Annotated in this window: 30 protein-coding genes and 2 pseudogenes; 11 read left to right on the forward strand and 21 right to left on the reverse strand. The window is 68.9% G+C overall.

The annotated features are described in order from the left end of the window. Positions 1–61: 61 nt before the first annotated feature. Positions 62–2,374 (reverse strand): helix-turn-helix domain-containing protein, encoded by a 2,313-nt coding sequence (locus GWK61_RS59210; RefSeq protein ID WP_194904001.1) that lies wholly within the window; start codon positions 2,372–2,374, stop codon positions 62–64. Between the two features lie 135 nt (positions 2,375–2,509). Between GWK61_RS59210 and GWK61_RS01285 the strand changes: the two genes are divergently transcribed. Next, positions 2,510–3,178, forward strand: coding sequence for a response regulator transcription factor (locus tag GWK61_RS01285; protein WP_194904003.1), 669 nt, complete (start codon positions 2,510–2,512; stop codon positions 3,176–3,178). 144 nt (positions 3,179–3,322) lie between these two features. On the opposite strand, the pseudogene GWK61_RS60485 reads toward GWK61_RS01285, so the two are convergent. The 3 genes and pseudogenes from GWK61_RS60485 to GWK61_RS01300 all read right to left on the reverse strand — a co-directional run. Continuing rightward, positions 3,323–3,874: pseudogene (locus tag GWK61_RS60485) on the reverse strand (PEP/pyruvate-binding domain-containing protein); the annotation flags it as partial. Positions 3,875–3,967: 93 nt separating this feature from the next. Further along, positions 3,968–4,321, reverse strand: coding sequence for a YidB family protein (locus GWK61_RS01295; protein WP_194904005.1), 354 nt, complete (start codon positions 4,319–4,321; stop codon positions 3,968–3,970). Between the two features lie 442 nt (positions 4,322–4,763). Further along, complete coding sequence (locus GWK61_RS01300; protein ID WP_194904007.1) at positions 4,764–5,102, reverse strand: RNA polymerase-binding protein RbpA; 339 nt, start codon at positions 5,100–5,102, stop codon at positions 4,764–4,766. Positions 5,103–5,359: 257 nt separating this feature from the next. On the opposite strand from GWK61_RS01300, the gene GWK61_RS01305 reads away from it, so the two are divergent. After that, positions 5,360–5,638 carry a hypothetical protein gene (locus GWK61_RS01305; protein WP_194904008.1) on the forward strand — a complete coding sequence of 93 codons (279 nt, stop codon included), beginning with the start codon at positions 5,360–5,362 and terminating at the stop codon, positions 5,636–5,638. 194 nt (positions 5,639–5,832) lie between these two features. On the opposite strand, the gene GWK61_RS59215 is transcribed toward GWK61_RS01305, so the two are convergent. From GWK61_RS59215 to GWK61_RS01340, 7 genes are all read right to left on the reverse strand, one after another. Continuing rightward, positions 5,833–6,657: a sigma 54 modulation/S30EA ribosomal C-terminal domain-containing protein gene (locus GWK61_RS59215; protein ID WP_194904010.1), complete on the reverse strand. Its 825-nt coding sequence runs from the start codon at positions 6,655–6,657 to the stop codon at positions 5,833–5,835. Positions 6,658–6,738: 81 nt separating this feature from the next. After that, the gene (locus GWK61_RS01315; protein WP_194904012.1) at positions 6,739–7,146 is read right to left on the reverse strand and encodes an anti-sigma factor antagonist; all 408 of its coding nucleotides are present in this window, start codon (positions 7,144–7,146) and stop codon (positions 6,739–6,741) included. Between the two features lie 70 nt (positions 7,147–7,216). Next, a complete protein-coding gene (locus GWK61_RS01320) occupies positions 7,217–7,393 on the reverse strand; it encodes a DUF3073 family protein (protein WP_194904014.1) in 177 nt (58 codons plus the stop codon). A gap of 26 nt (positions 7,394–7,419) precedes the next feature. Next, positions 7,420–7,866 carry a hypothetical protein gene (locus GWK61_RS01325; protein WP_194904017.1) on the reverse strand — a complete coding sequence of 149 codons (447 nt, stop codon included), beginning with the start codon at positions 7,864–7,866 and terminating at the stop codon, positions 7,420–7,422. Next, positions 7,866–9,593: a SulP family inorganic anion transporter gene (locus GWK61_RS01330; RefSeq protein WP_194904019.1), complete on the reverse strand. Its 1,728-nt coding sequence runs from the start codon at positions 9,591–9,593 to the stop codon at positions 7,866–7,868. Before GWK61_RS01330 ends, GWK61_RS01325 begins: the two co-directional genes overlap by 1 nt. Continuing rightward, positions 9,590–9,940: an ArsR/SmtB family transcription factor gene (locus GWK61_RS01335; protein ID WP_194904021.1), complete on the reverse strand. Its 351-nt coding sequence runs from the start codon at positions 9,938–9,940 to the stop codon at positions 9,590–9,592. Before GWK61_RS01335 ends, GWK61_RS01330 begins: the two co-directional genes overlap by 4 nt. Before the next feature lie 5 nt (positions 9,941–9,945). Continuing rightward, entirely contained in the window at positions 9,946–10,170 is a 225-nt protein-coding gene (locus GWK61_RS01340; RefSeq protein WP_194904023.1) for a hypothetical protein, read from the reverse strand. Positions 10,171–10,358: 188 nt separating this feature from the next. Between GWK61_RS01340 and GWK61_RS60490 the strand changes: the two are divergent. Then, positions 10,359–10,635: pseudogene (locus GWK61_RS60490) on the forward strand (alkylphosphonate utilization protein). 68 nt (positions 10,636–10,703) lie between these two features. Here GWK61_RS60490 and GWK61_RS01350 read toward each other — a convergent pair. Continuing rightward, entirely contained in the window at positions 10,704–11,294 is a 591-nt protein-coding gene (locus tag GWK61_RS01350; protein WP_194904025.1) for a GNAT family N-acetyltransferase, read from the reverse strand. 131 nt (positions 11,295–11,425) lie between these two features. Between GWK61_RS01350 and GWK61_RS01355 the strand changes: the two genes are divergently transcribed. The 3 genes from GWK61_RS01355 to GWK61_RS01365 all read left to right on the forward strand — a co-directional run bounded on the left by GWK61_RS01355 (position 11,426) and on the right by GWK61_RS01365 (position 14,341). Continuing rightward, on the forward strand, positions 11,426–11,722 hold the full coding sequence (locus tag GWK61_RS01355; RefSeq protein WP_194904027.1) for a hypothetical protein: 297 nt from the start codon (positions 11,426–11,428) through the stop codon (positions 11,720–11,722). A gap of 34 nt (positions 11,723–11,756) precedes the next feature. Beyond that, positions 11,757–13,871: an acetate--CoA ligase gene (gene acs, locus GWK61_RS01360; RefSeq protein WP_194904029.1), complete on the forward strand. Its 2,115-nt coding sequence runs from the start codon at positions 11,757–11,759 to the stop codon at positions 13,869–13,871. A 158-nt stretch (positions 13,872–14,029) separates the two neighbouring features. Beyond that, positions 14,030–14,341, forward strand: coding sequence for an NIPSNAP family protein (locus tag GWK61_RS01365; RefSeq protein ID WP_194904030.1), 312 nt, complete (start codon positions 14,030–14,032; stop codon positions 14,339–14,341). Positions 14,342–14,375: 34 nt separating this feature from the next. On the opposite strand, the gene GWK61_RS01370 is transcribed toward GWK61_RS01365, so the two are convergent. The 9 genes from GWK61_RS01370 to GWK61_RS01410 form a co-directional block, all read right to left on the reverse strand. After that, a complete protein-coding gene (locus GWK61_RS01370; RefSeq protein WP_194904033.1) occupies positions 14,376–15,878 on the reverse strand; it encodes a hydrogenase large subunit in 1,503 nt (500 codons plus the stop codon). Then, positions 15,875–17,362, reverse strand: a complete 1,488-nt coding sequence (locus GWK61_RS01375; RefSeq protein WP_194904035.1) for a proton-conducting transporter transmembrane domain-containing protein — start codon at positions 17,360–17,362, stop codon at positions 15,875–15,877. The genes GWK61_RS01370 and GWK61_RS01375 overlap by 4 nt, the downstream gene beginning before the upstream one ends. Beyond that, positions 17,362–18,021 (reverse strand): hypothetical protein, encoded by a 660-nt coding sequence (locus GWK61_RS01380; protein ID WP_194904037.1) that lies wholly within the window; start codon positions 18,019–18,021, stop codon positions 17,362–17,364. The genes GWK61_RS01375 and GWK61_RS01380 overlap by 1 nt, the downstream gene beginning before the upstream one ends. Before the next feature lie 20 nt (positions 18,022–18,041). Then, positions 18,042–19,013 (reverse strand): respiratory chain complex I subunit 1 family protein, encoded by a 972-nt coding sequence (locus GWK61_RS01385; protein WP_194904039.1) that lies wholly within the window; start codon positions 19,011–19,013, stop codon positions 18,042–18,044. Continuing rightward, complete coding sequence (locus GWK61_RS01390) at positions 19,010–21,025, reverse strand: proton-conducting transporter transmembrane domain-containing protein (RefSeq protein ID WP_194904041.1); 2,016 nt, start codon at positions 21,023–21,025, stop codon at positions 19,010–19,012. The genes GWK61_RS01385 and GWK61_RS01390 overlap by 4 nt, the downstream gene beginning before the upstream one ends. After that, complete coding sequence (locus GWK61_RS01395) at positions 21,022–21,462, reverse strand: NADH-quinone oxidoreductase subunit B family protein (RefSeq protein ID WP_228561575.1); 441 nt, start codon at positions 21,460–21,462, stop codon at positions 21,022–21,024. The genes GWK61_RS01390 and GWK61_RS01395 overlap by 4 nt, the downstream gene beginning before the upstream one ends. Before the next feature lie 155 nt (positions 21,463–21,617). Further along, on the reverse strand, positions 21,618–21,956 hold the full coding sequence (locus GWK61_RS01400; protein ID WP_194904045.1) for an ArsR/SmtB family transcription factor: 339 nt from the start codon (positions 21,954–21,956) through the stop codon (positions 21,618–21,620). Positions 21,957–21,965: 9 nt separating this feature from the next. Beyond that, complete coding sequence (locus GWK61_RS01405; protein ID WP_194904048.1) at positions 21,966–22,175, reverse strand: hypothetical protein; 210 nt, start codon at positions 22,173–22,175, stop codon at positions 21,966–21,968. A gap of 256 nt (positions 22,176–22,431) precedes the next feature. After that, positions 22,432–22,614, reverse strand: a complete 183-nt coding sequence (locus tag GWK61_RS01410; protein WP_194904050.1) for a DUF3073 domain-containing protein — start codon at positions 22,612–22,614, stop codon at positions 22,432–22,434. 333 nt (positions 22,615–22,947) lie between these two features. Here GWK61_RS01410 and GWK61_RS01415 point away from each other — a divergent pair, with 333 nt between their 5' ends. The 5 genes from GWK61_RS01415 to GWK61_RS01435 all read left to right on the forward strand — a co-directional run bounded on the left by GWK61_RS01415 (position 22,948) and on the right by GWK61_RS01435 (position 25,295). Beyond that, complete coding sequence (locus GWK61_RS01415) at positions 22,948–23,145, forward strand: DUF2795 domain-containing protein (protein ID WP_194904052.1); 198 nt, start codon at positions 22,948–22,950, stop codon at positions 23,143–23,145. 261 nt (positions 23,146–23,406) lie between these two features. Next, positions 23,407–23,751, forward strand: a complete 345-nt coding sequence (locus GWK61_RS01420) for an RNA polymerase-binding protein RbpA (RefSeq protein ID WP_194904258.1) — start codon at positions 23,407–23,409, stop codon at positions 23,749–23,751. Positions 23,752–23,910: 159 nt separating this feature from the next. Further along, entirely contained in the window at positions 23,911–24,330 is a 420-nt protein-coding gene (locus GWK61_RS01425) for a cytochrome c oxidase subunit 4 (protein ID WP_194904054.1), read from the forward strand. A 175-nt stretch (positions 24,331–24,505) separates the two neighbouring features. Then, positions 24,506–24,715, forward strand: coding sequence for a hypothetical protein (locus tag GWK61_RS01430; protein WP_194904056.1), 210 nt, complete (start codon positions 24,506–24,508; stop codon positions 24,713–24,715). A gap of 211 nt (positions 24,716–24,926) precedes the next feature. Further along, on the forward strand, positions 24,927–25,295 hold the full coding sequence (locus tag GWK61_RS01435; protein ID WP_194904058.1) for an ArsR/SmtB family transcription factor: 369 nt from the start codon (positions 24,927–24,929) through the stop codon (positions 25,293–25,295). The last annotated feature ends 150 nt before the right edge of the window (positions 25,296–25,445 follow it).

Below are 25,445 nucleotides of genomic sequence, written 5' to 3' on the forward strand. Positions count from 1 at the left end.
GTTCTGGCGGACGTCGATGGCGGCCTTGTTGCGGGGGTTCTGAGAGCCTGGCCTACGGGCCTCAGTCCTTCGGCAGGCCGCCCAGCTTCACGGCCACCTGCGCGGCGTCAGGGTGCTGCAACTCCTCCAGGATGGTCAGCGCTTCGCGCCACGCGCGTCCGGCAGCGCCGAGGTCCCCGGCCGCGAGCTGGACGTCGCCGAGCCGGACCAGCGTTCCGGCTTCGTAGAACCGGTCGCCGATCCGCCGGTATCGGTCGATCGACTCCTGGTAGGCCGCCATCGCATCCTGGTGGTTTCCCAGGCGGTGATGCGCGTATCCGACGCTGTCCCAGGTTCCTGCTTCGCCCGCGGTGTCGCCGAGGCCTTGGGACGATCGCAGAGCACGCATGCAGTACTCCAGCGCCTGTGCGTGGTCGCCGAGCAGCGCATGGAACCAGCCCACGGTGTTCAGCGAATTGGCCCGTGCGGCAGGGGTCCCTGACGCTTCGAAGTGGGCCAGAGCCTGCTGTGCGTGATGGAGTGCGGCGGCGTATTCGCCCTTCTGCTCCGCGACGAGTGCCAGGTCGTGATGGGCGTTCGCCTGGCCGAGGCGGTCGCCTTCGTGCTCGTGGATGCGCAGTGCCCCGGTGGTGTGGACCAGGGCGCTGTCGTAGTCCCGAAGCCTGAGGCGGGCGCGGCCGAGCCCGCGCCGTGCCGCGGCTTCGGCGGTGCTGTCGCCCAGCCGCCACGCTGCGGCCAGCGCGGTGTGATGCGTGTGCTCCATCTCGTGCCAGTGCCCGCAACGGTCGAAGAACGTGCGCGAAGTCCACGGGATTTGCCAGGCGTGCCGGTCGTTTCCGGTCTTCACCGCCACCACGACCATCCCGAGCAGGACCGGGAACTCCGTCTCGAACCAGGCCTTGGCGCCGTCGGCGTCGCGGATCGGTTCGACGCGCACGCCTGGTGCCTGCGGTTCGGCCGCGACCGGGACCCAGGCTGGTGCCAGACGTGCGGTGGCGGCTTGCGCGGTGTGCAGGTAGTGGTCGAGCAGCCGCAGAGTCGCCGCGTCTCGGACACGCCGTTCGTCGACGTCCGCGACCTGCTCACTTGCGTATACCCGCAGCAGGTCGTGGAAGGCGTACCGGCCCGCGGTGGGTTCGGCGATCAGATGTGCTGCGCTGAGATCCGCCAGCGCGGCGCCGGTCTGGTCGGCGGAACGGTTGACCAGGCTGGCTGCGGCTTCCCGACTCCAGTCGGGACCTGGATGCAAGGCCAGCAGCCGGAACAGCTGCGCGGCCGCGGGCGTCAACAGCTGGTACGACCAGGAGAAGACGGCCCGCAGGTCTGTCGACTCTTCGCCGGTCGACAACTCGTCGAGCCGGCTGCGGGCCTGGCGTACGGCCTTCGCGTGCTCGCCGAGGCTGGTCCCGGGCCTGCTTCCGGCGCTGGGACGCATCGCCGCGCGCGCCGCCACGATGTTCGCGGCCAGTGGCAGCCCACCGCAGAACGCGATGAGTTCCCCGGTGGCGTCGGGCTCATCGGCCAGCGCCGTCGCGCCCAGGCGCGCGGCGAGCAGTTCTTCAGTCTGCGCGGCCGAAAGGAGCTGTGGGGTCACCGAGTCGGCCCCGTCGGCCACCAGCCCGGCCAGGCCGTTGCGACTGGTCACCAGGGCCACGCAGCCGTCGCCGGCCGGGAACAGGGGCCTGACGTGGTCGGAGTCCCGCGCGTTGTCCAATACCGCGAGCAGACGCCGGGTCGCCGTCAGGCTGCGGAACAACGCCGACCGGGCGTCGAGGCCGGCCGGGATCTGCTCGGGCGGTATGCCGAGCGCGTCCAGGAAACCGATCAACGCCTCGTCCGGGGTGACAGGCGCCGTCGTGGGTGCGAAGCCGCGCAGGTTCACATAGAGCATCCCGTCGGGAAAACGCCCGGCCGCGCCGCGGGCCCAACTGACGGCCAGCGCGGTCTTGCCGATTCCAGCGGGGCCGGTGATGACCGTGAACTGTGTGCGGACGCCCTGCGCGGCGTCGGCGAGCGCGGTCAGCGTCGTGAGCTCCAGGTCCCGGCCGACCAGATATCGCGGTCTCGCCGGGAGTTGCCTGGGGATCGGCAAAGCGCTTTGGGCCAGGATCCGTACAGCGGTGCCGGCGCTTTGCCGAGCTTCCGCTTCCGCCGCCGTCGCCGCGTACAAGGCGACAAGCGTTCCTTCGCCTCCCAGCGCCCCTTCGCAGCGCCGGGCCAGATCCATGGTCGCCGGCTTCGCGCCGCTCTCGACTTTGTTCAGGTAGCTCTTCGAGAAGTGCAGCATGTTCGCGAGCTCGGTCTGCGACAACCCAGCGGCTGCCCGCAGCCTGCGCAGTTCCCGCCCGAAGGCGCCGCCGTCGCGTGCCGTCACCCGTTCCTCTCCCGCCCGCCGCGCCGCCGCGGCGGGGTTGACTCTTCAACGGTCAACCGGGCGGCCGTTGAAATGCCGACGAGCACGGCGGGACCATGATGTGAGCGATAACAGGGTACTGTCTCGGGAGCTGACGTGGACAGCGTGGGAACGGACACCGCCGAGCCCGGCCGGGCCGTGCTGCGGGTCGCTGTCGTCGACGACCACCCGGTCGCGCGCCGCGGCATCGCGGCGATCATCGCCGGCTTCCCCGACCTGCGGGTCTGCGCGACCGTCGCCGAAGCCTGCGAGCTTCCCCGCCGCCCGGAGGACGGCCAGGTCGACGCCGACGTCGTCGTGCTCGACCTGTACCAGGCCGACGGACACCCGGCGTTGCCGGCCATAGCGGAGCTGTCCGCGCAGCGTCCCGTCCTCGTCCTGTCCGCCTCCCGCTCCCCAGCGGTGGCCCTGGCCGCGGTCCGAGCCGGTGCGGCCGGCTTCCTGACGAAGGCGGCCCAGGAGTCGGCCTACGCGGCCGCGATCCGCGCGGTCGCCGCGGGCACGTTCTACCTGTCGGCCCAACTCGCCGACCTGATCCAGGCGGCGACTCTGCGCGGGGCCACCGGCCCCCAGGACGCGCTGTCGCCCCGCGAACAAGAAGCGCTGGGCTTCATCGCCTGCGGATTCACCCACCAGCAGACCGCGACCCGGATGGGGATCTCCAAGGGCACGGTCGACACCTATGTCGCGCGCATCCGGACGAAGCTCCAGCTGGGGAACAAGGCTGAGCTGACACTGGCCGCGTTGCGGATCCCGCCGGTGTGACGGTCGCGCCGACGTGGCGGTTGCCGGCGCGAGCGGTCGAGTGGGGGATTCCGCCGACTGTGCAGTCCGCACTCCTCGGGACGTTTCCCGCCTCATCTGCAACTCACGACGCCTGGTTGATCCCTCGGGACACGAAGATCTCGAGTGCTTCGCTGCGGCGCCGAGCTGCGTCCCGGAGTCGATGCCGAGCACCGTCGCGTCGATCCCGGCGAACGAGGCTCCCTCCACGTCCTCCGCGGCCGCCGACGACCGGACTATCCACACCGCTTCCGGGAACTGCTTGGAAACCTCCGCCCACCAGCGGGGGAGTTCCTGCGCGCGCCACAGGTCGCGGGCGTTGTCGTCCAGTGAGACGGCCGCTGGGATCACCCATGCATCGGGCGGCACGTCCCACCCGGCTGCGAACAGTCGGACCAGTCCGGCACCCTTGCCGCGACGCGGTCGAGCCTGGCCGGGATGCACATACTCATCAAGATCATGACTCCTATGAGAGTCGGGAGTTCGCATGGCCGGCGGTGAGTTGCCCCAGTCGGAGTACGCCTTCGAACTTCCCAAAGGATTGGCGGGGACGAACGGGGCAGTGTATCGGTGGGGCACCATGCGCAAAGTCGCTGCCGAACAGGAATTAGGTGACTGACCATCACATATCGTGCGGTGGCGACGAGAGAGCGCATTTCGCCCTTCATAGGTTGACATGCGTCCCTCGTCTTATGGCCGTGAGTGTCTCCGGAATCGATCGTTTAGACGTTGCCGATCACCGGTGTGACGTGTTGCCGCCGGCCATCGGCACTAGCTCTTCGTGCCGCCGGTCATCGACGACATTTGCTGCTTCAGCGTTGCCGGGTCGGGCATGCTTCCGTCCGGGGTCGCCTTGTCGACCATCTGCGGAAGCTGCTGCGCGAGCTGCTGTGCGGTCTGTTGCGGGGTAGACCCGGTCTGCTCCGCGATCTTCGCGATGTGCTCGTTGCCGAGCGCCTGGGTCAGCTGGTCGGCGGAGACGGGTTTGTTCTCGCCCTTGCCGACCCAGGACTGGAACTGTTCGCTGATGTTGCTGGTCTTCAGCTTGTTGAACACGCCGCTGATGCCGCCGTTCCTGCTGTCGGTCAGTTGTTTGAGCATGTTGCCCGTGCCTTCGCCAGCCATGGCGCTCTCACCTTTCCATGCAGAGTCCCCCCGACTGCTGAGCCTGGTCCGGTCGAGGTGCCGGCGCCCCGTGGCGGCGCCATTCGGGCGACTCGTGGTCCGTTCACCTGGACTTGGCGGACGCTGTGGACTTTATCGACGCACGTGCGAGAGCTTCCTGTCTTAGCGGGGTTTGATGTGTGGCACGAGCGGTTCGGTTGCCCATCCATGGCGGGGCCCGCCAGCCGTCGTGCGGCGTCACCAGCTCCAGTTCCGTCCATCGGACCTGGGCGGCGGCCCCCTCGGCCCATCAACAGCATTCGAAATGTGAGCCAGATCGACCTCAGGCTGCTGCGAGCAGTTCGGTAGACCGCGGCGGCGTTGGTAACGAAGACCGGGCCATTGACCTGACCACTGCGGAACCGGTTATCAGCGAGCTAGGACAGGCGGGCCTCGGCCGGAGTCAGGTGGCGCGTACCCGAGCCAGAGCCTCGCCCGGGATCTCGGCGGCGTCGGCGGAAGTTCGCCGTTCCGAGAGGTATGCCAGGTGCGTGCGATAGGGCGTATTCCGAACGGCGGTCGGCGGGTTGTCCTGGTCGGGGCCTGCGGGAAGGCTGCAACGCGGGCAGTCCCACTGGTCCGGGGCCTCGACGTCTGCGGCGAAGCTGTACACACTGCGATGTCCGCGGACGCAGAAGTATGTGGCTCGGAGGTATCGGGCAGGCCCGCCGCCCCGATCCGGCTCGCCCGCGGGTCCGGAGTCGACCCGCCTGCCGCGGATCCCGCCATTCGCCTGTGCCATGGCACCGTGTCCCTGCTTGTCGTCGTGGGTTCTGAGGCCTGCCGGCCGTCGGCGATGGTTCCCGAGCCGCGGCCGACCGACGGTGGTGGTCCGCGGCCCGGGAATTGTTCGATTCGCGCCAAGGGGAGGCAGGTTTGGCCCGAATCATGGCGAGTCTTAGTTGAAGGCTTCTTCAATCGACTACATGATGGGACACTGATTCTCGCTGAGCCCGGACGCCTGGTCCCGGTGCCAGGGGCGGGACGAGGTGCGGTGACGTGGGGGAGTCCGAGACGGTGCTGCGGGCGCAGGTGGCCAAGGCCGCTGAGACTTACCGGATTGCGCGCGTCGGCGGCGACGTCGAGGTGTGGCAGCAGGCCGCAAACGCGCTCGCGGACCTGGTGAGAATAGCCTTGGGCCGCGGTGTGGATGTCGGCGATGTGCTGGGCCCCGCGACGCGAGACGAGGTGAACGGGTACGAGCACGGGCGTGCCGATGCATCAGGCGAAAGCGGAACTGTTCCGAGCACTCGGTCATCCGCTACGGATCCGTGGTAGAGCTGCCGGTTCCGGGCCCTTCCAGGAGGCGGAATACCACCTCCGATGCTTCTTTCACCCGCCGATCAAATCAGCCTCTTCGTAGCAGACCGCCCGACACGACGAACCCGGCAATGTCCGGGTGGGGGCGTGACAGACTTTCCGACGCGCCAGGCGCGCTCGGCTGCTGCTCCCATGGTCGTGGGGCGGTGCATTCATCGGGCGCCATGGAGGAGTCCGTAGCGGGAGTCGAATCGGCGGTAAAGCAACTGTCCGCGCCCGGTGTCGGGGCCGATGAAGAATAGATATCCCAGGCCGGTGTCTTCCAGGCGGGTGATTGCTTGCTCTGGCGTCACGGTCGGCGGTGGGAGCGGATCGGCGGTCAGCGGGATGACGTTCGGGGCCGGTGGGGGAGCGGGGCGTAGCCGGGCGAGCCGGTAGCCGGCCGGTCCGGCTCGGTAGACGATGGCGTCGAGGCCGGTGTCAGCGTCGATGAACGCGTGGACGGGGTAGTCCATCAGATCCATGACCGACACGGCGACTTCCGGCGGGCACGCCGCAAGCGGCACCGGCTTGATCCGCGTCAGCAGTCCGGGGCCGAGCGCCCGCTCGCCAGGCGGCACGCGGGATGGGACGGACATGTCGCCGTTCGGCCAAGGCCTCGGCGACCAGCACGCGGCAGCCTCCAGGATCCGCCCGGTCAGCCGGCCGGCGAGGTCGTCGGTCGCTTGGTCGAAGGTGGCCGCGGCCACCTGGACCCGGATCGGCCGACGGGCGGCACGGGCGTTGACTTGGGCCACGACGCGCCCGCCGGTTTCGGTCAGACGAATCCGCAGTCCGTCGACGGCGATGTCGAGTTCTGCGATGGCTCGGGTGATGCGCAGGGTGGCTCTGTCGCGCCCTGTCAGCTCCACGTCGCCGGTGTCGTGCTCCACCACGTTACGCTCGCCTTTCTGGCCGGTGTCGGCAACATCCGCCCCGAGGAGCGGATCGAGCCTCCAGGGTCGGCTCGTTCTACCTGCACAGATCTTCGCGATCACATGCTGCGATCGCTCCACGGATGCCGCTGGCGGCACGGCTTGCTCGGCATCGTTGCTTCAGGTTTCCGGCAGGTCCGAGGTCTACTGGGCATGTTCCTGCGGCCATCCGTCACTGTGCCATTCCCGCCGGCCCGCGGTCGGATCCGAGCTGGCGCCGTGCGCGGTCAGCGCGCTGGCCAGATCCGAGTGGACCCGGATCGCGGGCCGGCTGGAGCAGCCGATGACGGCTGCGTCGGAGTCGGGGGTGGCGACGATCTCCAACGTCCGTCCACCCGCCTCCAGCCGCAATCCGGACTTGATGACGGCGTCTTGTCCCGGTCCGGTCCATTCGGACAGCAGGCTCAGGTCGAGGATCAGCGGGCCGCCGCCGTGGAACAGTGTCCAGCCGATCGCGCCGTGCAGGCGGGGAAGGTCGCGTGCGCCGAGCCGGCCGGTCAGCGTCAGGATGCCCAGGTCTGGGCGGGAGTCATAACGCCATTGCAACTTCACGACGGACGGGTTCCTTTCGCGGTGGACGGCTGGTGAGCCATTGTCAGGGGAGACGAAGCCGGGGTAGGCGTCAGACGTCGTCGATGTCGGAGTCGGTTTCGTGAGTGGCCGTGAGCCGGTGAGTGTCTCCGGCGGACTGGTTCGTGTTCAGTTCGGTCTGCAGCCGAGCGAGGTCCGTGCCCAGATCGGCGTATTTCAACTCGCGGGCGATCTTCGTCGCCTTGGCCTTCTTCCGGCCACGTCCCACGGGTGCCTCCTTGCGGATCGACTGTCTTACTGAGCTGCGGGTATTCGTTGGATACGGTGGCCGACTATCGCGTCGGGCCGAACGCGCAGGATCTTCGTGCCGCGGTCGGGTTCGAACCCGAGGAACGCGCGCTGGTAGTGGGCACGCAGCGGCGAGTCGATGATGATCTCGGCCGGGCCGGTGATGGTGGCGTACCAGCCTTTCAACGTGGTCTCGTTGACGGATTCGGCGTGGTACGTGATCGGCAGGCCGTTCTCCAACTGGGATTCGAGCACTGCGGTCATGAGGGTCAGGATGACGAGTTCGCCACGCTCGACCGCGTGGAAGCCGGGCTGGCGAACCGTCATCCCTTCCTTCGCGCAGATCACGAAGCCGATGCTGGTGTCGCCGAGCAGGTACAACGCTTCGACGCGGAGCAGCGGCGCGAGACGGATCTGCGCGAAGCTTTCATCATTATTCGGCACAGCGGCCATCAGCAGGGCGCTCCGGCTCGCTCGCCAGTGCGGGGTGCCGGGATGATCCCGGTTCCGGACAGGTGCGTGTGTGCGAAGGCGATGGCTTCCGGCGTGGTGGTGAACACGTGCCCGGCCGTGCGGAGCCCGTCCAGCGTTCCAAGGGCGTCCAGCGGGCGGTGGTGCTCGGGGCGTACACCGGAGACGAGGACGAGCACGCCGCGCTTGGTGAGCTTGTCGATGGCGTCGGCCAGGACGCGGGCGCCGGAGGAATCGATGACGCTGATCCGGGACATCCGCAGGATCACCACCTTGACATCGGCGGTCTCGGTGAGTTCCAGCAGGAAGCGGTGGGCTGCGGCGAACAGCAGGGGCCCGTCCAGGCGGTAGGCGACGATGTGCTCGCCGAGCAGTGCCTGCTCCTGCTCGTGGTGGTCGGCCGGAGGCAGGTCGGCGTGCAATGGCACCTGTTCCAACCGGGCGGCCTTGGACACCTTGGTCAGCGCCACGACCGCGGCCACCACCATGCCGACGATGACCGCGTTGACCAGCGTGGATACCAGGGTGACGGTGGCGGTGAGGGCGAGTATCGCGGTCTCGCCGCGGCTGGCTTTGGCCAGGGCCTTGATGGAGCCGACCTCGACCATGCGGATCGCGGTGGCGATCAGCACGCCGGCCAGGGCGGCGCGCGGGATGTGGGAGACCAGCGGCGCGGCGGCGAACACGATGACCGCCAGGATCGCGGCGTGTACGAGGGAGGCCAGCCGGGAGGCCGCGCCGCTGCGGACGTTGACCGCGGTACGGGCGATCGCGCCGGTGGCCGCGACCCCGCCGAACAACGGGGCGGCGATGTTGGCCAAGCCCTGCCCGAACAGCTCCCGGTTGGAGTCGTGGTGTTCCGAGACGCTCATCGCGTCGGCGGCCGAGGCCGACATCAGCGACTCCAGCGCCGCCAGTGCGGCGACCGCCAGCGCCGAGGGCAGCAGCGAACCGACGTGTGAGGCCTCGAAGAACGAGGTGGACGGGGCCGACAACCCCGAGGGCAGGTGCCCGATGGAGGCTGTCGGCAAGCCGAGCCCCCACACAGCCGTGGTTGCTGCGACCACTGCCAGCAGCGAGAACGGTATCGCCGGCCGCCACCGCGCGCCGAGAAGCAACACGGCGGCGACCGCCAGCGCGACCCCGATCGACGTCCAGTGCGGGTGCTTGGCGAAGTCGCCGACCGCCTCGGCTGCGACCACCGCCGGGTTGTTGCCGGTGGGCGTCTTCACCCCGAATGCACCGGGGATCTGCTGCAGCCCGATCACGGCGGCGATGCCGAGGGTGAAGCCTTCGATGACGGGTACTGGAACGTAGGACATTGCGCGGCCGGCGCGCAGCAACGCGAGCGCCACCAGGATCACCCCTGCCATCAGGCCCACGGTCATGACGCCGTCGATGCCGTAGCTGTGGACGATCGGGACCAGCACCACCGTCATCGCGCCGGTGGGGCCGGTGACCTGGAGGTTGGAGCCGCCGAAGACGGCGGCCAGGGCGCCGGCGATCACGGCGGTGACCAGCCCGGCCTGGGCTCCGGCGCCGGAGGTGATACCGAATCCGAGCGCCAGCGGCAGCGCCACGATCGCGACGGTCAGGCCGGAGACCAGGTCGCGGCGCGGCGAGCGGCGCATCGTGCCGAGGGTCTCGGCGTTGGGCAGGACGGCCTTGACGCGGTCAGCGGCAGCGTGGACCAGGGTGTTCGTGCTCATGTGGCGGGGCTCGCCGTCGCGTCGGCTTCGCGCAGTTCGGCCAGCAAGTCCTGCTGTCCGGTGATCAGCTCGGTGAGGATCCGGCGGGCGGCCCGCATCAGCTCGGCCACATCGGGGCCGGCCAGGGAGTAGACGACGGTGTCGCTTTCGCGTACCGCGGTGACGATGCCGGAGCGGCGCAGCACCGAAAGCTGCTGGGACAGGTTGGAGCGCTCGACCTCGATCTCGGCCAGCAGGTCGCGGACCGGCATCGGGCCGTCCTGCAGCAGCTCCAGGACTCGGATCCGGACCGGGTGTCCGAGCATCCGGAAGAACTCCGCCTTGGCCTGGTAGAGCGGAACTGGCACGCTTCTCACCGTCCTGTCCCATCGCGCTCGACACGCGGGACCGCGATTTTGGCGGACCGCGCCTGGCCGTATGCCTCTTCCAACTCGTCCAACGCCGCGGCGATGCCCGGCATATCGGCGGTGACGGCGGCCTCGGCCAGCTGCGTCCGGGCCTTTGCCACTCGGGCCAGCACCGCTTCGGCGATCTCGTCGGTCCGCGCCACGTTCACGCCGTCGTCATTGTTTGCCACACGTGTTCTTCCAGTCGTCTACAGTGAGCGCCGGCCGTACCCCCGACAGGTGCGGCCGACCGCAGGACACCGGCACCAGACACCCTCAAACAGCCGTCGGGAGGTGAACCCGGTGTCCGCACCCGACATCATTGCGCTAATTGAAGGAATCATCAATTGGCGATGTGCTCCCGGGGAAGATCGCGCAGGTGAACGAGCCTTTGCCGCCGTGCCCCGAATGCTCCGGTCCCACGCCTATGAGATGGGCGTCCTGCTGGTCTGCCCAGAGTGCGGCCACGAATGGGAAGCGTCGGGTTCCGATCAGGCGAAGGCGCTCAAGGTCAAGGGACACCCCGCGGGATCAAGGCGGGGACGAAGGTCAGCAACATCCGTCTGGTGGCCGGGGTGGACGGCCATGACATCGACTGCAGGATCGATGGGTTCGGTGCGATGCAGCTGAAGTCCAGCGTGGTCCGTAAAGCCTGACCGCAGTCGCTGTCTCGGCGGCCGATCGGGGCTGCGGAGTGCCGCGGCTCCGTTCGGCCGGACGTGGGTCAGACGTCGCCGGCGATCATGGCATGCAGGTGCTGGTCGTGCCATCCGTCTTCGTGCTGCAGCGCGCTGCGCATGGTGCCTTCGAGCGCGAATCCGACCTTGGCCGCCACTTGGCACGATGCCGGGTTGGCCACGGAGTGGCACAGCCGCAGCCGGTGCAGGCCCAGATCATCCAGGGCCCACCGGCTGATGCGCTTGGCGGCCTCGACCGCGACGCCGCGGCCGCGTGCGGCGGGCAGCAGCCAGTAGAGGATCTCGGCGTCGCCGGCTTCCAGGTCGATGTCGGACCAGCCGATCAGGCCGGTGGCGGCGCCGCCGTTCCGGGCTGCGATCGCCCAGATCGCGGCCGTCTCGGCTCGCCACCGCCGGCCCATGCGCTCGATGCGGGCGAGCGCAGCCTCCCGGGTCGGGACCGACAGCAGGTTCCACCGGCGGATGCCGGGGTCCTGGCCGGCCTCGACGAGAGTGTCTGCATCCGATGTGCGCCACGGCCGCAACTCCAGCCCGCCGGCCAAGGGCAGGACCGGCTGCGTGCTGTGGGACATGCGGCCGGCGGGAACGACGGCGGGGACGGTTGAGCTGATCGTCATCGCGACATCGTGCCATGGCCGTCGCGCCGATCCGAAGCGGATGTCCCGTGCCGTTTGGAGGTCGCGCGTTCGGCTTCGGTGACAGCGTGTGGTTACGGGGATACGCTCAGAACTGGAGAGGTCGGCGCGTGATGACCAGGGAGTACCTGCGCGGCGAGGTACTGCTCCTGCTGGATCGGATGCAGGACGCAGCGCCCGGTTTCGGGGGTGCCCGTACGGTCGCGGCGCTGCGTCGGGACGCCGAGACCGTCCCCGTCGGTTCGCTGGCGCCGGTTCTCCGACGTGCCCTTGAAGCCACGGAGTCGTGGTGCTGGGAGGCGCTGGCCGCCGACGACGCCGCGGGTTTTCGGTGCAGGTGCCAGGTGGCGGCGGGCCTGTACGACTTCGGCGTCTGCTCCGGCCTGCTCGCAGACAAGGACACCGACTGATTTCCCGCCATGACACCGGAAAAGGAGCCAAGCGATGACCGCGCAGTTCGAAGAACAACCGTCCGAGGCGCAGATCGCGGTGCACTGGCGGGAAGAGGGCTACGTCTACCCGCCCGCGTCGTTCATCGCCCAGGCCAACGGCACCGACGCCGGGCTGTTTGAACGGTTCAGCCTGGAGAATTTCCCCGAGTGCTTCAAGGAGTACGCAGACCTGCTGGACTGGGACACCTACTGGCACACGACTCTCGACACCTCCAACCCGCCGTTCTGGAGGTGGTTCGTGGGCGGGAGGCTGAACGCCTGCTACAACTGCGTCGACCGGCACCTGCGGGACCGGGCGAACCAGGCGGCGCTGATCTGGGTGCCGGAGCCGGAGTCCGAGGCGACCGTCGCGATCACGTATCGGGAGCTGTGGCGGCGGGTTAACGAGTTCGCCGCGCTGCTGCGCGACTACTGCGGTCTGCGCGCGGGCGACCGGGTCACCTTTCACCTGCCGATGGTTCCGGAGCTGCCGGTGGCGATGCTGGCCTGCGCGCGGCTCGGCATCATCCACTCCGAGGTGTTCGGCGGGTTCTCCGGCACCGCCTGCGGCGGCCGGATCGCCGACTCGGGCAGCAAGGTCCTGATCACGATCGACAGCTACTACCGCAACGGCGAGCTGATCGACCACAAGGCGAAGGCCGACGAGGCGATCGAGGAGGCCCGGAAGGAAGGCGTAGAGGTCGAGAAGGTCCTGGTCTTCCGGCGCAACCCCGGCCAGTACTGCTCGCTGACCCCGATGCGGCTCGGCCGGGATGCCTTCGTGGACGAGGTCCTGCTGGACTACAAGGACGCTGTCGTGGAGCCGGTGTCGATGCCGGCCGAGGCGCCACTGTTCCTGATGTACACCTCCGGCACCACCGGCAAGCCGAAGGGCTGCCAACACTCCACCGGCGGCTACCTGGCCTACGTGGCCGGAACGTCGAAGTACTACCAGGACATCCACCCCGGCGACACGTACTGGTGCTTCGCCGACATCGGCTGGATCACCGGGCACTCTTACATCGTCTACGGCCCCCTGGCGCTGGGGACGACGTCGGTGATGTACGAGGGCGCGCCGACGTTCCCGGACCCGGGGCGGCCGTGGCGCATCGCCGAGCGTCTGGGCGTCACCACCTTCCACACCGCGCCGACCACCATCAGGATGTTGCGTAAGCTCGGCCCGGAGGAGCCGGCCAAGTACGCCTACCGGTTCAAGCACATGACCACCGTCGGCGAGCCGATCGAGCCGGACGTCTGGCGCTGGTACCACGATGTGGTCGGCAAGGGTGAGGCGGTGATCGTCGACACCTGGTGGCAGACCGAGAACGGCGGTTTCCTCGGCTCGACGATGCCGGCCTTGCAGCCGATGAAGCCGGGCAGTTGCGGCCCCGGCGTGCTGGGCATCCACCCGGTGATCTACGACGAGAACGCCGAGGAGGTTCCGGCCGGTTCCGGCAAGGCCGGCAACATCTGCATCCGCAACCCTTGGCCCGGCATCTTCCAGACCATCTGGGGCCAGCCGGAGCGGTTCGTGCAGACCTACTACGCCAAGTACAACCGCGACCCGAAGAGCACCGATTGGCGCGACTGGCCGTATCTGGCCGGGGACGGCGCGGTCCAGGCCGCCGACGGCTACTTCCGCATCCTCGGCCGGGTCGACGACGTCATCAACGTCGCCGGCCACCGGCTGGGCACCAAGGAACTGGAGTCGGCCAGCATCACGGTCGACGAGATCGCCGAGGCCGCAGCGGTACCGGTGGTCGACGACCTGCGCGGCCGTGCGGTGGAGATGTACGTCGCGCTCAAGCCCGGGATCACAGCGAGCCCGGAGATCGAGGCCAAGGTCTCGGCGGCGATCGAGCGCGAGATCGGGAAGATCGCCCGGCCCAAGGCGGTGTGGATCGTCCCGGACATGCCCAAGACCCGGTCCGGCAAGATCATGCGCCGGGTCATCGCCGGGATCTCCAACTTCACCGCGGTGGGGGACACCACCACGCTGGCCAACCCGGAGATCGTCGAGGACATCCGCAAGCAGGTGCAGGCCGCCAAGTATGCCCGCGGCACAGTGCCGGCCGAGCTCACACCAGAACAGATCGCCGAGATCCAGGCCTTCGGCAGCGTCGAGTAGCCGGCGGCGGGCCGCGCGGACCGTGCTCGCGTGACGCCGGTGTGCAGCACGACCTGGGGCTGGCCGGGTGACCGTCGAGTTGCGCGCGCTCCGCGGCGGTGTTTGCTGGGATCGGGGGACGTCCAGACCGTGCAGGCATGCCGTGCCGAGGAGGACCCATGAAATTCATGCAGATCATCGATTTCGAGACCGAGCGCATGGACGAGATGACAGAGCTCATGCGCCAGTTCGAGGCGGCCTCCCGCGCCTCCGGCCGCGCGGAGCATCCGACCTATCGCACTGTGCTCCGCGACCGCGCCAATCCGGACCGCTACGTGGTGGTCGTCGAGTTCGATTCGTATGAGGAGGCCATGGCCAACAGCAGTCACCCGGACACCACCGCGTTCTCGCAGAAGATGGCCGGGTTGGTGAGCCGTCCGCCGGTGTTCACCGACTGCGACATCCTCGAGCAGAGCGAGATCAAGTGGTAGCCGGCCGGGTCCGTCGCACATCCACGGCTGGTCCTCACAAGTCGTTGCCCGCGTAGGACTGGTTGAAGCTCTTGTTGACCAGGGGGAAGTCCGGGACGATCGCGCCACGCAGAGCCACCGGCAGCGCGGGCCAGTTGAAAAACGACGGATCGACGATCTTCACGCGGTCCAGGGTTCCAGCCGGCGTGAGTTCGGCGCGGTGGACGATGGTGCCGCGCCAGCCCTCTGCGATGCCGACCCCTGATCGGACGCCGTGGCCGGACCCAAGGTCAGCGGGCCCGGCCGCGACGTGTCGGCCAGCCTTGCCGAGTTGCCCGGTCAGGGTCTTGATGTGGTCGGTGGAGCGCTGGTACTCCTCGGCGCGGACCGCGAAGCGTGCCATCACATCTCCGGTCTCGGCCGATACCGCGGGCGGTGGCGGTGTCGGGTCGCCGCCCGGGTGGTCGCGGCGGGCGTCGGTGTCCAGACCGGAGGCGCGCGCGACGTAGCCCAGGGTTCCCAGGTCCCGGGCTTGTTCCCGGGTGAGTACAGCAGTACCGGTGAACCGGTCGCGCACGACGGTGTGTCCCAGGGCCAGTTCGACCGTTTCGGCGACGTCCGCGGCCAGCGTGGCAAGCCGGTCCGGGTCCGGTAGCGAACGGACCTGGGCGCCGCCGATGACCACGCCTCCACGGAGCAGCCGGTGCCCGGTGACTTCGGCGTTGATCCGCAGCAGTTGTTCGCGGACCCGGCCCGCGTGTTGGTTCAGGATGCCGTGGCCGACGTCGTTGCACAGCGCCCCGATGTCGCCGATGTGGTTGTACAGGCGCTCGAGTTCCAGCAGGATCGCGCGGACGGTGTGTGCTTCGGGCGGGATGTCGATGCCCAGGGCGTCCTCGACGGCGCGGGCGTAGGCAAGGCCGTGTCCGACTGCGGTGTCGCCGCTGATCTTCTCCGCGAGCGTCAGCTTGTTCTCCGGTTGGTTTCCTTCGAAGAGTTTCTCGATGCCTTTGTGGACGAACCACAGCCTGGCCTTCAGTTTCAGGATCGTCTCCCCGACCACGGAGAAGCGGAAGTGGCCGGGTTCGATGAGCCCGGCGTGCACGGGTCCGACGGGGATCTCGTAAACCCCGGGTCCCTGCACTTCCAGGAACGGGTAGAGCCCCAGGGTCTCGCCGAACTCGGGGGCGGGACCGGCGTCGCGGCGCATCGGGTGCCAGCCTGTGGGCCAGCCGAAGTGCCGGACCAGGCGGCGCGGCAGTGGGTGACCGAGGCTGCGGATGCCGAACAGGTCGTGCATCTCGCGTTCGAACCGTCCGGCCGGGAAGGACACCGAGGCCAGGCTCGGTACCTGGGGTCGTGGTCCCTCCAGCCGCAGACGCAGTTCGAAGCGTGAGTCGCCGGGGCCGAGGAACAGGTAGACCACGCGCATCGCGTCCCGGCCGGCGGTCCCGCCGAGGTCGTGGTGCGCGGCGACCAGGGCCAGGCGGTGGTCGGCGTTCAACAGGCCGCGGGCTACAGGTAGCAGGTCGCCGGGTCCGACGTCGATGATCTTCATCGGGTGCCCCCGGGGAACGAGATCGGTGCTGCGGCGGAGAGCAGATGGGCCAGGGGCCAGGCGGCGACGCCGATGACCGCCACGACCAGCAGGGCGCTGATCAGCGGCGCCTGCGTGCGCAGCGCGGCCGCCGTCGCTGCGGGGCTGCCTTGCAGTGGATCCGGGCCGGTGAGCATGCGGAGCGTGTGTGCGGCCAGTGCCGCAAAGGCCACCAGCATCAGCGTGAACGCGGCGGCGGTCGGCCAGCCGAGTCCGGCGGCGAAGCCGGCGCGGGCGATGCCCAACTCGGAGGCGAACAGGGAGAACGGCGGGAAGCCGAGCAGTACCAGCACCGCCGCGCCGAAGGTCCCGGCCAGCACCGGCGTGCGGGCCGCGAGTCCCCGGACGGAGTCGATCTGGCTGGTGTGCTCGGCGTGCAGGATCTGCCCGGATGCGCAGAAGGCCACCGATTTGCCCAGGCCGTGTCCGGCGATGTGCAGCAGGACTGCGGACATCGCCAGGCGGCTGCCAGCGGCGGCGCCCAGGGCCATGAGCCCCATGTGTTCCATGGAGGAGTAGGCCAGCATCCGCTTGTAGTCGCGCTGCCCGATCAGCAGCAGCGCGGCCACGGTGAGCGTGGCCAGGGCGGCGATCAGGAGCAGGATCCGGATGAACCCGGTGCCCAGCGCGGCGTCGGCGACCTGTCTGGTGCGTAGGATCACCGAGAAGGACACCGACAGCAGCACCCCCGACATCAGGGCGCTGACGGGGGCGGGGGCCTGGCTGTGGGCGTCGGGCAGCCAGGAGTGCAGCGGGGCGAGCCCGGCCTTGGCGCCGAACCCCAGAACGATCAGGGCCACGGCCATCCGGGTCGCCGCGGGATCCAGCTGCTTGGCATGCGAGGTGAGGGCGTCGAAGTCCAAGGCCGAGGATTCCGAAAGGCCGGCGTGGCGTGCCGCCGCGTACAAGATGACGATGCCCAAAAGGGCCAGGGCGATTCCGACCGAGCAGATCACCACGTACTTCCACGCCGCTTCCACCGCGGCGCGGGAGCGTTTGTGTCCGACCAGGAACGCGGTCACGGTCGTGGTGGCCTCGATCGCCACCCAGGTCAGGCCGAGGTTCCCCGCCACGACTGCCAGGGCCATGGCTGCCAGGAACGCCTGGACCAGCACGGCGTAGCGGCGCTCGGAGCCGGGGTCGCCGTGGCCGTCGGCGCGTTCGCCGGCCAGGTAGCCGGGGCTGGCCGCGCAGGCTACGGCCGCGACGGCGCCGATGACGATCAGTAGGAATCCGGCCAGGGGATCGGCGGACAGCCAGCCAGCCGCCGCGTCGAACGCGCCGTCACGAACGGTCCGCACGGCCAAGAGGATCCCGGTGGTGAAGACGAGCAGAGCCGAGACGGTACCCAGATGCGTGGTGCCCGGCCGCCAGCCGGTGAGCAGATATGCCAGGGCGGCCAGGGCAGGGACGGCGACCGGGGCCAGGAGCAGCACAGTGTTCATCAGTCGTGCAGCTCCCGCAGGTCATCGAGGTCGGTGGCGCCGAACGCCGATTGCATGCGCACCGTCAGCACCCGCAGGACGAGCACCACCAGCAGCAGGTCGAAGGAGATCCCGATCTCCACCAGCAGCGGAACCCCGGCCGCGGCCAGAAACGCCACCGCGGTGATCCCGTTGTCCAGCAACAGGAACCCGGCCACCTGCGACAGGGCTTTGCGCCGGGCGACCAGCATGAACAGCCCGATCAGCACCGAGGCCAAACCGACCGGCAGCGCCCGGGCCCCGACCGATCCCTCAAGCCGCGCCAGCGGCTGGGCCACCGCATAGGCCAGCAGCACCAGCGCGGCGGCGGACAGCAATGAGGCGGCGACGTTCACCAACGGCTCGCTTTCCCGGTCCTCGGCAGAGGCAGCCAGGGCCCGCCGAGCCAGGCCCGGGAGCACGCCGGCGCGCAACACCCCGACCCCGGCGGCGACCGCGTACAACTCGGGATGGTGCTGGTCGGCTCCGAGCGCGGCGGCGATCACTGCCAGGGCCGCGCCCTGCACCGCGAGCATTCCGATCACTGCCGACAAATCCCGACGCCACAGTGCGCCGACCGCCGCGAGCAGGAACACGCCGCTGGCGAAGTCGAGCAACTGCACACTGGCCGCACCGTTCACACCGATCAGACTCCTCACCTTCACAGGAAGAACGACGCCGCGACCGCGAGCACGGACAACAGGAACGACCCGGCCAACAGCTCCGGCACCCGGAACAGCCGCAGCTTGGCCATGAACACCTCACCGGCGGCCAGCACCGCCCCGAGAACGCCGACCTTGACCACGAACGACGCGGTCCCGCCGAGGACGGCCAGGGCCCCGGTGGAGGTGGCGGTGCCCCAGGGCAGGAACAACGCCGACCACAACCCGAGCAGCACCGACAACCGCATCGCCGCCGCCAGCTCGACCAGTGCCAGATCAGGGCCGGAATACTCCAGCACCATCGCCTCGTGCACCATGGTCAGTTCCAGGTGCGTGGACGGGTTGTCCACCGGCAGCCGGCCGGCCTCGGCCAGCACCACGGCCGCCAGCGCGAACGCCGCCAGCACGCTGACCGGTGACACCACCCGTCCGGCGTCCTTCAATCCGGCATCGACGATCGCCGGGAGATTGGTCGATCCGACCCGGGTGGACAGCGCGAAGGTGGCCACCAACACGGTGGGCTCGGCCAGCGCGGTGATCGTCATCTCCCGGCTGGCGCCCATGCCGCCGAACGCGGTGCCGGTGTCCAGACCGGCCAGCGCCAGCACCGCCGTCCCCAACGTCAGCAACGCCACCACCGCGATCAGGTCCGCCGCCTGGCCCAGACCGGTGTCCACCGACACGAACGGAATGGCGGCGGCGACCACCGCGGTGGCGGCGACCTGCAACAGCGGCGCGGTCCGGAACACCGGACCGGTACCGTGCGGGTCCAGCGGTTCCTTGCGCATCAGCTTTCGAAGATCCCGCCACGGCTGGCCGATCCCGGCCCCGGCACGGCCCTCCATCCTGGCCCGCACCTGCCGCATCATCCCGACCAGCAACGGCGCACCGGCCACCGTGAGGACCACCTGAACGGCCGAGACCGCGATCCCGGCCCCGGTCACCGTCCCGAACGCCGCTGCCGCGCTCATTTGACCGCCGCCAACGCCACCAACAGCACCACCAGAGAGGAGAAGGCATACCCGAGATAGCGGTGCACCGAGCCGTTGGCCAACACCCGCGCCCGCTGCCCGCACCAGCGCACCGCCGCCAGCACCGGGCCGTAGAGGCGGTGCTCGATCCGGTCCGGCACCGCACGGTGGTAGGAGACCCGCTCCACCAGATACGCCGACTCCACCACCGGGGTCACATTGACGTCCGACTCCGGCGCGAGCACATCGTCGAAGACCCGCTGCAACGGCTCAGCGAACGAAGTCGCCGTGTACTGCATGCGGGCACTGGGGGGACCGGCGCCGCAATCCCACAGCGGCACCGCTTTGCGGCGTGCCCCGGCAACCAGCCGCAGAACCCCTGCCAGCACCATCGTGACGCCGACCGTCCCGGCCACCACCAGCAGCGGCGACATCGTCGACCCCAGGACCGTCAGCTTCGCCCGCACCGCCGCACCCGCGGCCGTACCACCGGGGCCGGCCTGGGCCACCGCGCGAGACAGCCCGGAACCGGTGATCCCCGGGGCGACCGCGAGGACCGTCGCGGCACCGGCCAGCAAGATCATGGCTGCCAGCATCGGCGCCGGCGACTCCTTCGCCGACGCCGCGCCGTCGCTGCGCGGACGGGCCAGGAATCCCGTGCCCAACGCTTTGACGAATGTGGCCACCGCCAAGCCCGCCGACAACGCCACCGCCGCCACCGCGATCGGCAGCACTACCGACACGACTATCCCCGGCACCGCCAGCCCGTGGATCAGCGACTGCAGCAGCAGCCACTCCGAGACGAACCCCGCCCCGCCCGGAAGTGCCGCCGCACCCAGCGCACCGACCGTGAACACCGCTGTGGTCACCGGCATCGCCGTCCGCAGGCCGCCGAGCACGTCCAGATCCCGGGCGCCGGTGGCCCGCAGCACCGAGCCCGCGCCGGCGAACAGCAGGGCCTTGAACGCGCTGTGCATCACGACGTGCAGCAACGCCGCACCCAGCGCGATCCCCGCCAGCTCCGGCCGCCCCGTTGAACGGAACAGCCCGGCCGCCCCGATCCCGAGCACGATCAGCCCCATGTTCTCCGTGGTCGAATACGCCAGCAGCCGCTTCAGATCGGCCGTCACCGACGCCTGCAAGATCCCGTAGACGGCCGACAGCGCGCCGGCGGCCATGGCCAGCAGCCACCACCACCGAGGTCCGCCGCCCAGCAGATCCATCCCGACCCTGATCAGGCCGTAGCCGCCCAGGTTCACCATCACCGCGCTCATCAGCGCCGACACCGGACTCGGCGCCTCCGGGTGCGCGCGCGGCAGCCAGGCGTGCAGCGGCACGATCCCCGCCTTCGACCCGAACCCGGCCAGGACCAGCACGAACACCGTCCCCCGCAGCACCGGAGACAGGTGCGGCGCGGCAGCCCGGATCGCCGTGAAGGTCTCTCCGTGCGCCGCGGCGGCCAGCCACGCCAGCGCCACAAGAATGAGGACGAACCCGAGCTGCGTCATCACGGCATACCAAAGCCCGGCCTCGGCGACCTGCTCACGCTTGCGGTGCTCAGTGAGCACCAGCAACAACGAGCAGACAGCCATCAGCTCCCAGAACACCAGGAACGTCGACACACTCGCAGCCGCTGGAACAAGCACCATGGCCACGGCGAACAACGGCAGCAACGCCGACGCCACCCGGCCTGGATCATGCCCTCGGCTGCTGTAGCCGATCCCGTATACCGCGACCGCGAAGACCACCGCCCCGGCGACCGCGATGAACAATCCCGACAGGGCATCAACCCCCAGATACACCCCGCCCAGCGGAAGCAGATTCGGGAATGTTGCGCTGAAGGTCCGCCCGGACAGCGCCGCCCCGCCGACGGCCACCGCGGTCGCGCCCAGCGATGCCGTCAGCACCCCGATCACTGCCGCACGGAACCGCTCCGGCAGGGCGAGCCCGGCCACGGAGGCGGCAGCTGCGAACCCGGCCGAACCGGCCAACCCCGCACCGATCAAACTCACCGGCCGGTCACCTGCCGCAACGCGGCCACAATCGCCTCCGGCGCCGGTGGACAACCCGGCACTCTGATATCGACAGGCACCACATCGTCCACGCCACCGACCACGCCATATCCGCCGGCGAACTCCCCACAGCCGATCGCGCAGTCCCCGACCGCCACCACCAGCCGCGGCTCTGGAACCGCGGCATGCGTACGCTTCAGCGCCACCGCCATGTTCCGAGTAACCGGACCGGTCACCGCCAACACATCCGCGTGCCGCGGCGAGGCCACCAGCCGCACCCCGTATCGGTCGGCGTCGTACACCGGCCCGAACGCCTGCCCGATCTCGATCTCACAGCCGTTGCACGAACCGGCATCCACACACCGCACCTGCGCCGACCCCGCCAAGGTACGCTCAGGCAGCGGACCGGGCTCGCGGACGGGAGCGGGCTCGGCCATCCGACCCGCCTTGCGGATCATGCTCAGCAAACTCTTCACAAGCGTCCTCACCACACCGGCGGAAACCACGGGTTCCGATGCGTGAACGCGCTGCGGGCTTCAGCAGCCGCCGCCAGGCGTCACGCATGGCCAGACACGAGACGATCCGCAGACGATCAGGAGGAGTCAGCCTCCTGCAACTCGGCCAACAGCTCCGACTGGCCCACCAGCAACTCGGTGAGAATCCGCCGCGCGGCCCGCAGCAGGTCGGACACATCCGTGCCGGCCAGGGCATACACGACGGTCGAGCTCTCACGCGCGGCGGTCACGATGCCGTAGCGGCGCAGCACACCCAGCTGCTGGGACAGGTTGGACGCCTCGATGTCGACGTCCGCAAGGAGGTCGCGGACCGGCTTGGGCCCGTCGCACAACAGCTCCAGCACGCGGATCCGCACCGGGTGTGCGAGCATCCGGAAAAGATCGGCCTTGGCCTGATACAGCGGAACCGGTGACATCGGAACCTCCTATCCTCGTGCGGCGCCTTGGCCGCCCAGACCGGCCTGCAACACCGGGTCCGCCAGCCTCATCCCGTACTCGGCCGCGGCCACGGACAGACACCGCAGACGTTGTTCGTTCAGCTGGATCCCGCCGACATCGCCGGTATCGCGGGCGGCGGCCAGCTCCCTGCGCGCCGAAACGATACCTGCGCGCAGATCCGCGGTGAGGAGTTGCACGCACCTTCCTTCCGACGCACCTGGCCTGCAACCGCCAGAGTGGGCGGAAGATCCCATCATGTCTCAGGTTGAAGAACTCTTCAATGCGCCATGCCGACTGCGTCGGCCCCTCTTTCCGGGCTCTGCGACATTCGACTCAACGGGTCCAGACGGGGGGAGTGCGGTCTATCGCTGCGCCGTTTCCAGCCGTCCGTGGCAGCGGCGCACATCGCGACGTATGTAGCCATGACGGCGACGAGAACGACCCGAATGCTGTCTAGGATCGCTGCTGGCCTTCGGAGCTCGGGTCGTCGAGGCCCTCCCTGTCGGCGCCGTCATGCTTGCCTGCGGCTGCGGTCCCCAACTCGCTCTGCAGGCGCGCCAGATCCGAGCCGTGGTCGGCGTACTTCAACTGGCGGGCGATCTTCGTCTGCTTCGCTTTGGCCCGACCGCGTCCCATCACATACCTCCATGGTGGCCCCGGGCTTTGCTTCACCCCGCGCATTCGATCCGAGACCGAGAGCCCGACGCTACCCTCCCGCGGCACCGTCTCGAACTCGTCTACGCGCCCCTGTCTGTCGCCCAGGCGAGATGGGCTGCCCCATCATGTGTCCGATTGAAGAATCTTTCAACTATGATAGCCGTGATCCGCGCCCGGGCCGTTTCCGGGCGTGGATCGTCCAGGCCGCTCCACCGGGCGGGTCGGTCTGCGTCGGAGTGCGGATCCGGCGCGGACCAGTTCGTGCCCGACCGATACCGGTCCACCCATCCGCTGGAGAAACGGAAGACGCCGATGGCCGTCACCCGCAGTGAAATCGCCGACCACATCGCGGACGTCCCGCTGCCCGCCGACCGTTCCGACCTGCTGGCCGCCGCCGTCACCAGCGGAGCATCGCCGGAATTGATCACGCTGCTGGAAAGTCTGCCGCCCCGCACCTTTGGGACGCTGCGCGACCTGTGGCCCTACCTGCGCCACGTCCCGATCGACTGACCCAGGGCGCATGTTCGCACCGTTCGACCCCTGGAAGGTGCCTCGCTCAAGCGTGACACGCGGGTGAACACCTAACCATTTCGTTGATTGAAGATGTCTTCAACTATGATCCTCGATGATCCGCGCGCGGTGATTCACGAGCGCCGAGCGCGGATCGCCCAACCCCCGAGCCCGGGCCCGCGTCCGGCCCGGCTCGGGTCCAGACGATCGATCACCCATCGGCGTCCTGCACCACGGGGCATGACCAAGGAGATGGTGGATTTGGCACACGGCAATGCCATTCGCGGCACGCGAGTCGGGGCGGGGCCGTCAGGGGAAGACGACCGGGGCGGCGACGGCGCCGAGCGGCGCCGCGTGGACTATTTCTGTTCCCGCGGCCATCGCAGTCGGCTGATCTTCGCTGCGGAGGCGGAAGTTCCCAAGTTTTGGGACTGCCCGCGCTGCGGATTACCGGCCGGACTTGATGAGCACAGCGCGCCTGGGGCTAACTCCTATGCGGCGGTGCCCTACAGAACCCATATGGCATACGTCCGGGAGCGCCGCAGCGACGAAGACGGCCAAGCGCTCCTGGATGAGGCTTTGGCCAAGCTGCGCGGAACCTCATAGGGCGGGACCGCGTCATGCCCTGCTCGTGCTGTGCTCACGCATCGCGGTAGTGATGCACACTCGCGGGCTTGCTGAACCCCTGCTCGCCGCACACGAAGTGTCCGAGACGGCGCCAGTAGCGATCGTCGACAACCTCAGCAGCACCAAGAAAGGCCCGCGATGAAAACCGAAGCCAAGCTGTTTGGCTGGGTGGGGATCTTCCTGCTCTGTGTGATCCCGCTGTACTGGTGGCTGGCGAAGGACACTGTCGGTGTCACCACGCTGTCCATGGCCTTCGGACTATGCACACTGGTGTGGTTCTACCTGTACTTCACGGCTATCCGGATCGGGCCACGCCCCGAAGACCGTGACGACGCCGAGATCGAGGAGATGGCCGGCGAACTCGGGTTTTTCTCCCCGCACTCCTGGTGGCCTCTGTATGCGGCAGGCTCTGCGGCACTCGCCTTCATGGGAGTCATCTTCGGCTGGTGGCTTCTGCTCATCGCTGCACCATTCGGGGCCTATTCCGTGATCGGGCTGGTGTTCGAGTACTACCGCCGGGAAAACGACCGCTACGGGGAAGCCTCTGGCGGGCACTGAAACCCCTGCGACGTAGCTCGCCAGCACGTGATCGGTGGTTGGTCGAGGAGGCCGCGTGGCGCGGTGCGCAACGCGATATTCCCGGTCAGTGGGCCACAAGTCGAGAACCTGATGCTTACACATGAACATCGATCGAGGGGCGGCGGAGCGGCGCCCCGCGTCCCAGGGAGGTGCCATGGACGATCTCGCCGTGGCGTTGCAAAAGCGCGCAAAGCAAGCGTCGACCGTGCTGGCTTTCGCGCGAGTCGCCGGGGATGTCGGGGCCATGGAGGCCGCACGTGCGGTTTTGGCGGAGATTCTTCACGAAGCCGACGCTAACGGGGTTGTCCTGGACATCGCTGCTGACGCACGTGCCGTGGTCGGCAACGAACCGTCGAAGGGATGACTGGATCACTGCCGCCTTGGCGGATGTGCCTGCAGAAAGATTCTCGGTTCGAGTGAGGAGGAGCCCCACGTCAGGGCCTCATGCGGGGTAGGGGCTATGCCGCATCCTCCGGAACGTCATCGGTAAGCCGTTGAGGGAGAACCGTACGCACGGAAAACGGAAAGGGGGCGAAGGAAGCGGTCCTGTGAGGGCACCGCGCCTTCAACTATCAATGGAGGACCAGGCCGTCGACCAGCACGAGCTCACTCATCCACTTGCCGAGGCGGTCCAGCTAACCGCGGTCCTTGCCGCGCTGGCCGAGCCGGCGCGGCTGACGATGGTGCGCACGGTGGCATCGCTCGCCGGCGAATTCGACCCCAGCTGCCGTGAGGTCTGGGACCGGTCTGGTTTGACCGCTGCCAAGTCCACGATGTCGCACCACTACAAGGTGCTCCGTGAGGCGGGCATCGTGGTGATGTGGTGGGTTGGACCGAAGAAGTGCATCCGGTTGCGTCGCGAGTTGATGGACGTGCGATGGCCCGGGCTGCTGGACGCGGTGCTCGCCGACCAGGCCGGTACGCCGAAGTCGGGGAGTCGGTGAACGGGACTTGGCCCCGGCCGAGGTCACGGTCAGCAAGCTGGCCCAGCACCGGGAGACGCAGCAGAAGGCCAAGGCCGCTGCCGGGCAGGGCGGACCGACTGCGGGATGGTATCGACCAAGCCCGACGGGAGTGCGCTACATCCGGCGTAG

Source organism: Catenulispora rubra (assembly GCF_015356825.1).
Classification (GTDB): domain Bacteria; phylum Actinomycetota; class Actinomycetes; order Streptomycetales; family Catenulisporaceae; genus Catenulispora; species Catenulispora rubra.

Coding starts and splice junctions, on each gene's coding strand:
- GWK61_RS01410 (WP_194904050.1), bottom strand. CDS start 22,614: ATGGGACGCGGTCGGGCCAAAGCGAAGCAGACGAAGATCGCCCGCCAG.
- GWK61_RS01430 (WP_194904056.1), top strand. CDS start 24,506: ATGGACGATCTCGCCGTGGCGTTGCAAAAGCGCGCAAAGCAAGCGTCG.
- GWK61_RS01325 (WP_194904017.1), bottom strand. CDS start 7,866: ATGGCCGCTGTGCCGAATAATGATGAAAGCTTCGCGCAGATCCGTCTC.
- GWK61_RS01300 (WP_194904007.1), bottom strand. CDS start 5,102: ATGGCACAGGCGAATGGCGGGATCCGCGGCAGGCGGGTCGACTCCGGA.
- GWK61_RS01415 (WP_194904052.1), top strand. CDS start 22,948: ATGGCCGTCACCCGCAGTGAAATCGCCGACCACATCGCGGACGTCCCG.
- GWK61_RS01385 (WP_194904039.1), bottom strand. CDS start 19,013: ATGAGCGCGGCAGCGGCGTTCGGGACGGTGACCGGGGCCGGGATCGCG.
- GWK61_RS01295 (WP_194904005.1), bottom strand. CDS start 4,321: ATGGCTGGCGAAGGCACGGGCAACATGCTCAAACAACTGACCGACAGC.
- GWK61_RS01375 (WP_194904035.1), bottom strand. CDS start 17,362: ATGAACACTGTGCTGCTCCTGGCCCCGGTCGCCGTCCCTGCCCTGGCC.
- GWK61_RS01370 (WP_194904033.1), bottom strand. CDS start 15,878: ATGAAGATCATCGACGTCGGACCCGGCGACCTGCTACCTGTAGCCCGC.
- GWK61_RS01435 (WP_194904058.1), top strand. CDS start 24,927: ATGGAGGACCAGGCCGTCGACCAGCACGAGCTCACTCATCCACTTGCC.
- GWK61_RS01425 (WP_194904054.1), top strand. CDS start 23,911: ATGAAAACCGAAGCCAAGCTGTTTGGCTGGGTGGGGATCTTCCTGCTC.
- GWK61_RS01400 (WP_194904045.1), bottom strand. CDS start 21,956: ATGTCACCGGTTCCGCTGTATCAGGCCAAGGCCGATCTTTTCCGGATG.
- GWK61_RS01395 (WP_228561575.1), bottom strand. CDS start 21,462: ATGGCCGAGCCCGCTCCCGTCCGCGAGCCCGGTCCGCTGCCTGAGCGT.
- GWK61_RS01350 (WP_194904025.1), bottom strand. CDS start 11,294: ATGACGATCAGCTCAACCGTCCCCGCCGTCGTTCCCGCCGGCCGCATG.
- GWK61_RS01330 (WP_194904019.1), bottom strand. CDS start 9,593: ATGAGCACGAACACCCTGGTCCACGCTGCCGCTGACCGCGTCAAGGCC.
- GWK61_RS01355 (WP_194904027.1), top strand. CDS start 11,426: ATGACCAGGGAGTACCTGCGCGGCGAGGTACTGCTCCTGCTGGATCGG.
- acs (WP_194904029.1), top strand. CDS start 11,757: ATGACCGCGCAGTTCGAAGAACAACCGTCCGAGGCGCAGATCGCGGTG.
- GWK61_RS01365 (WP_194904030.1), top strand. CDS start 14,030: ATGAAATTCATGCAGATCATCGATTTCGAGACCGAGCGCATGGACGAG.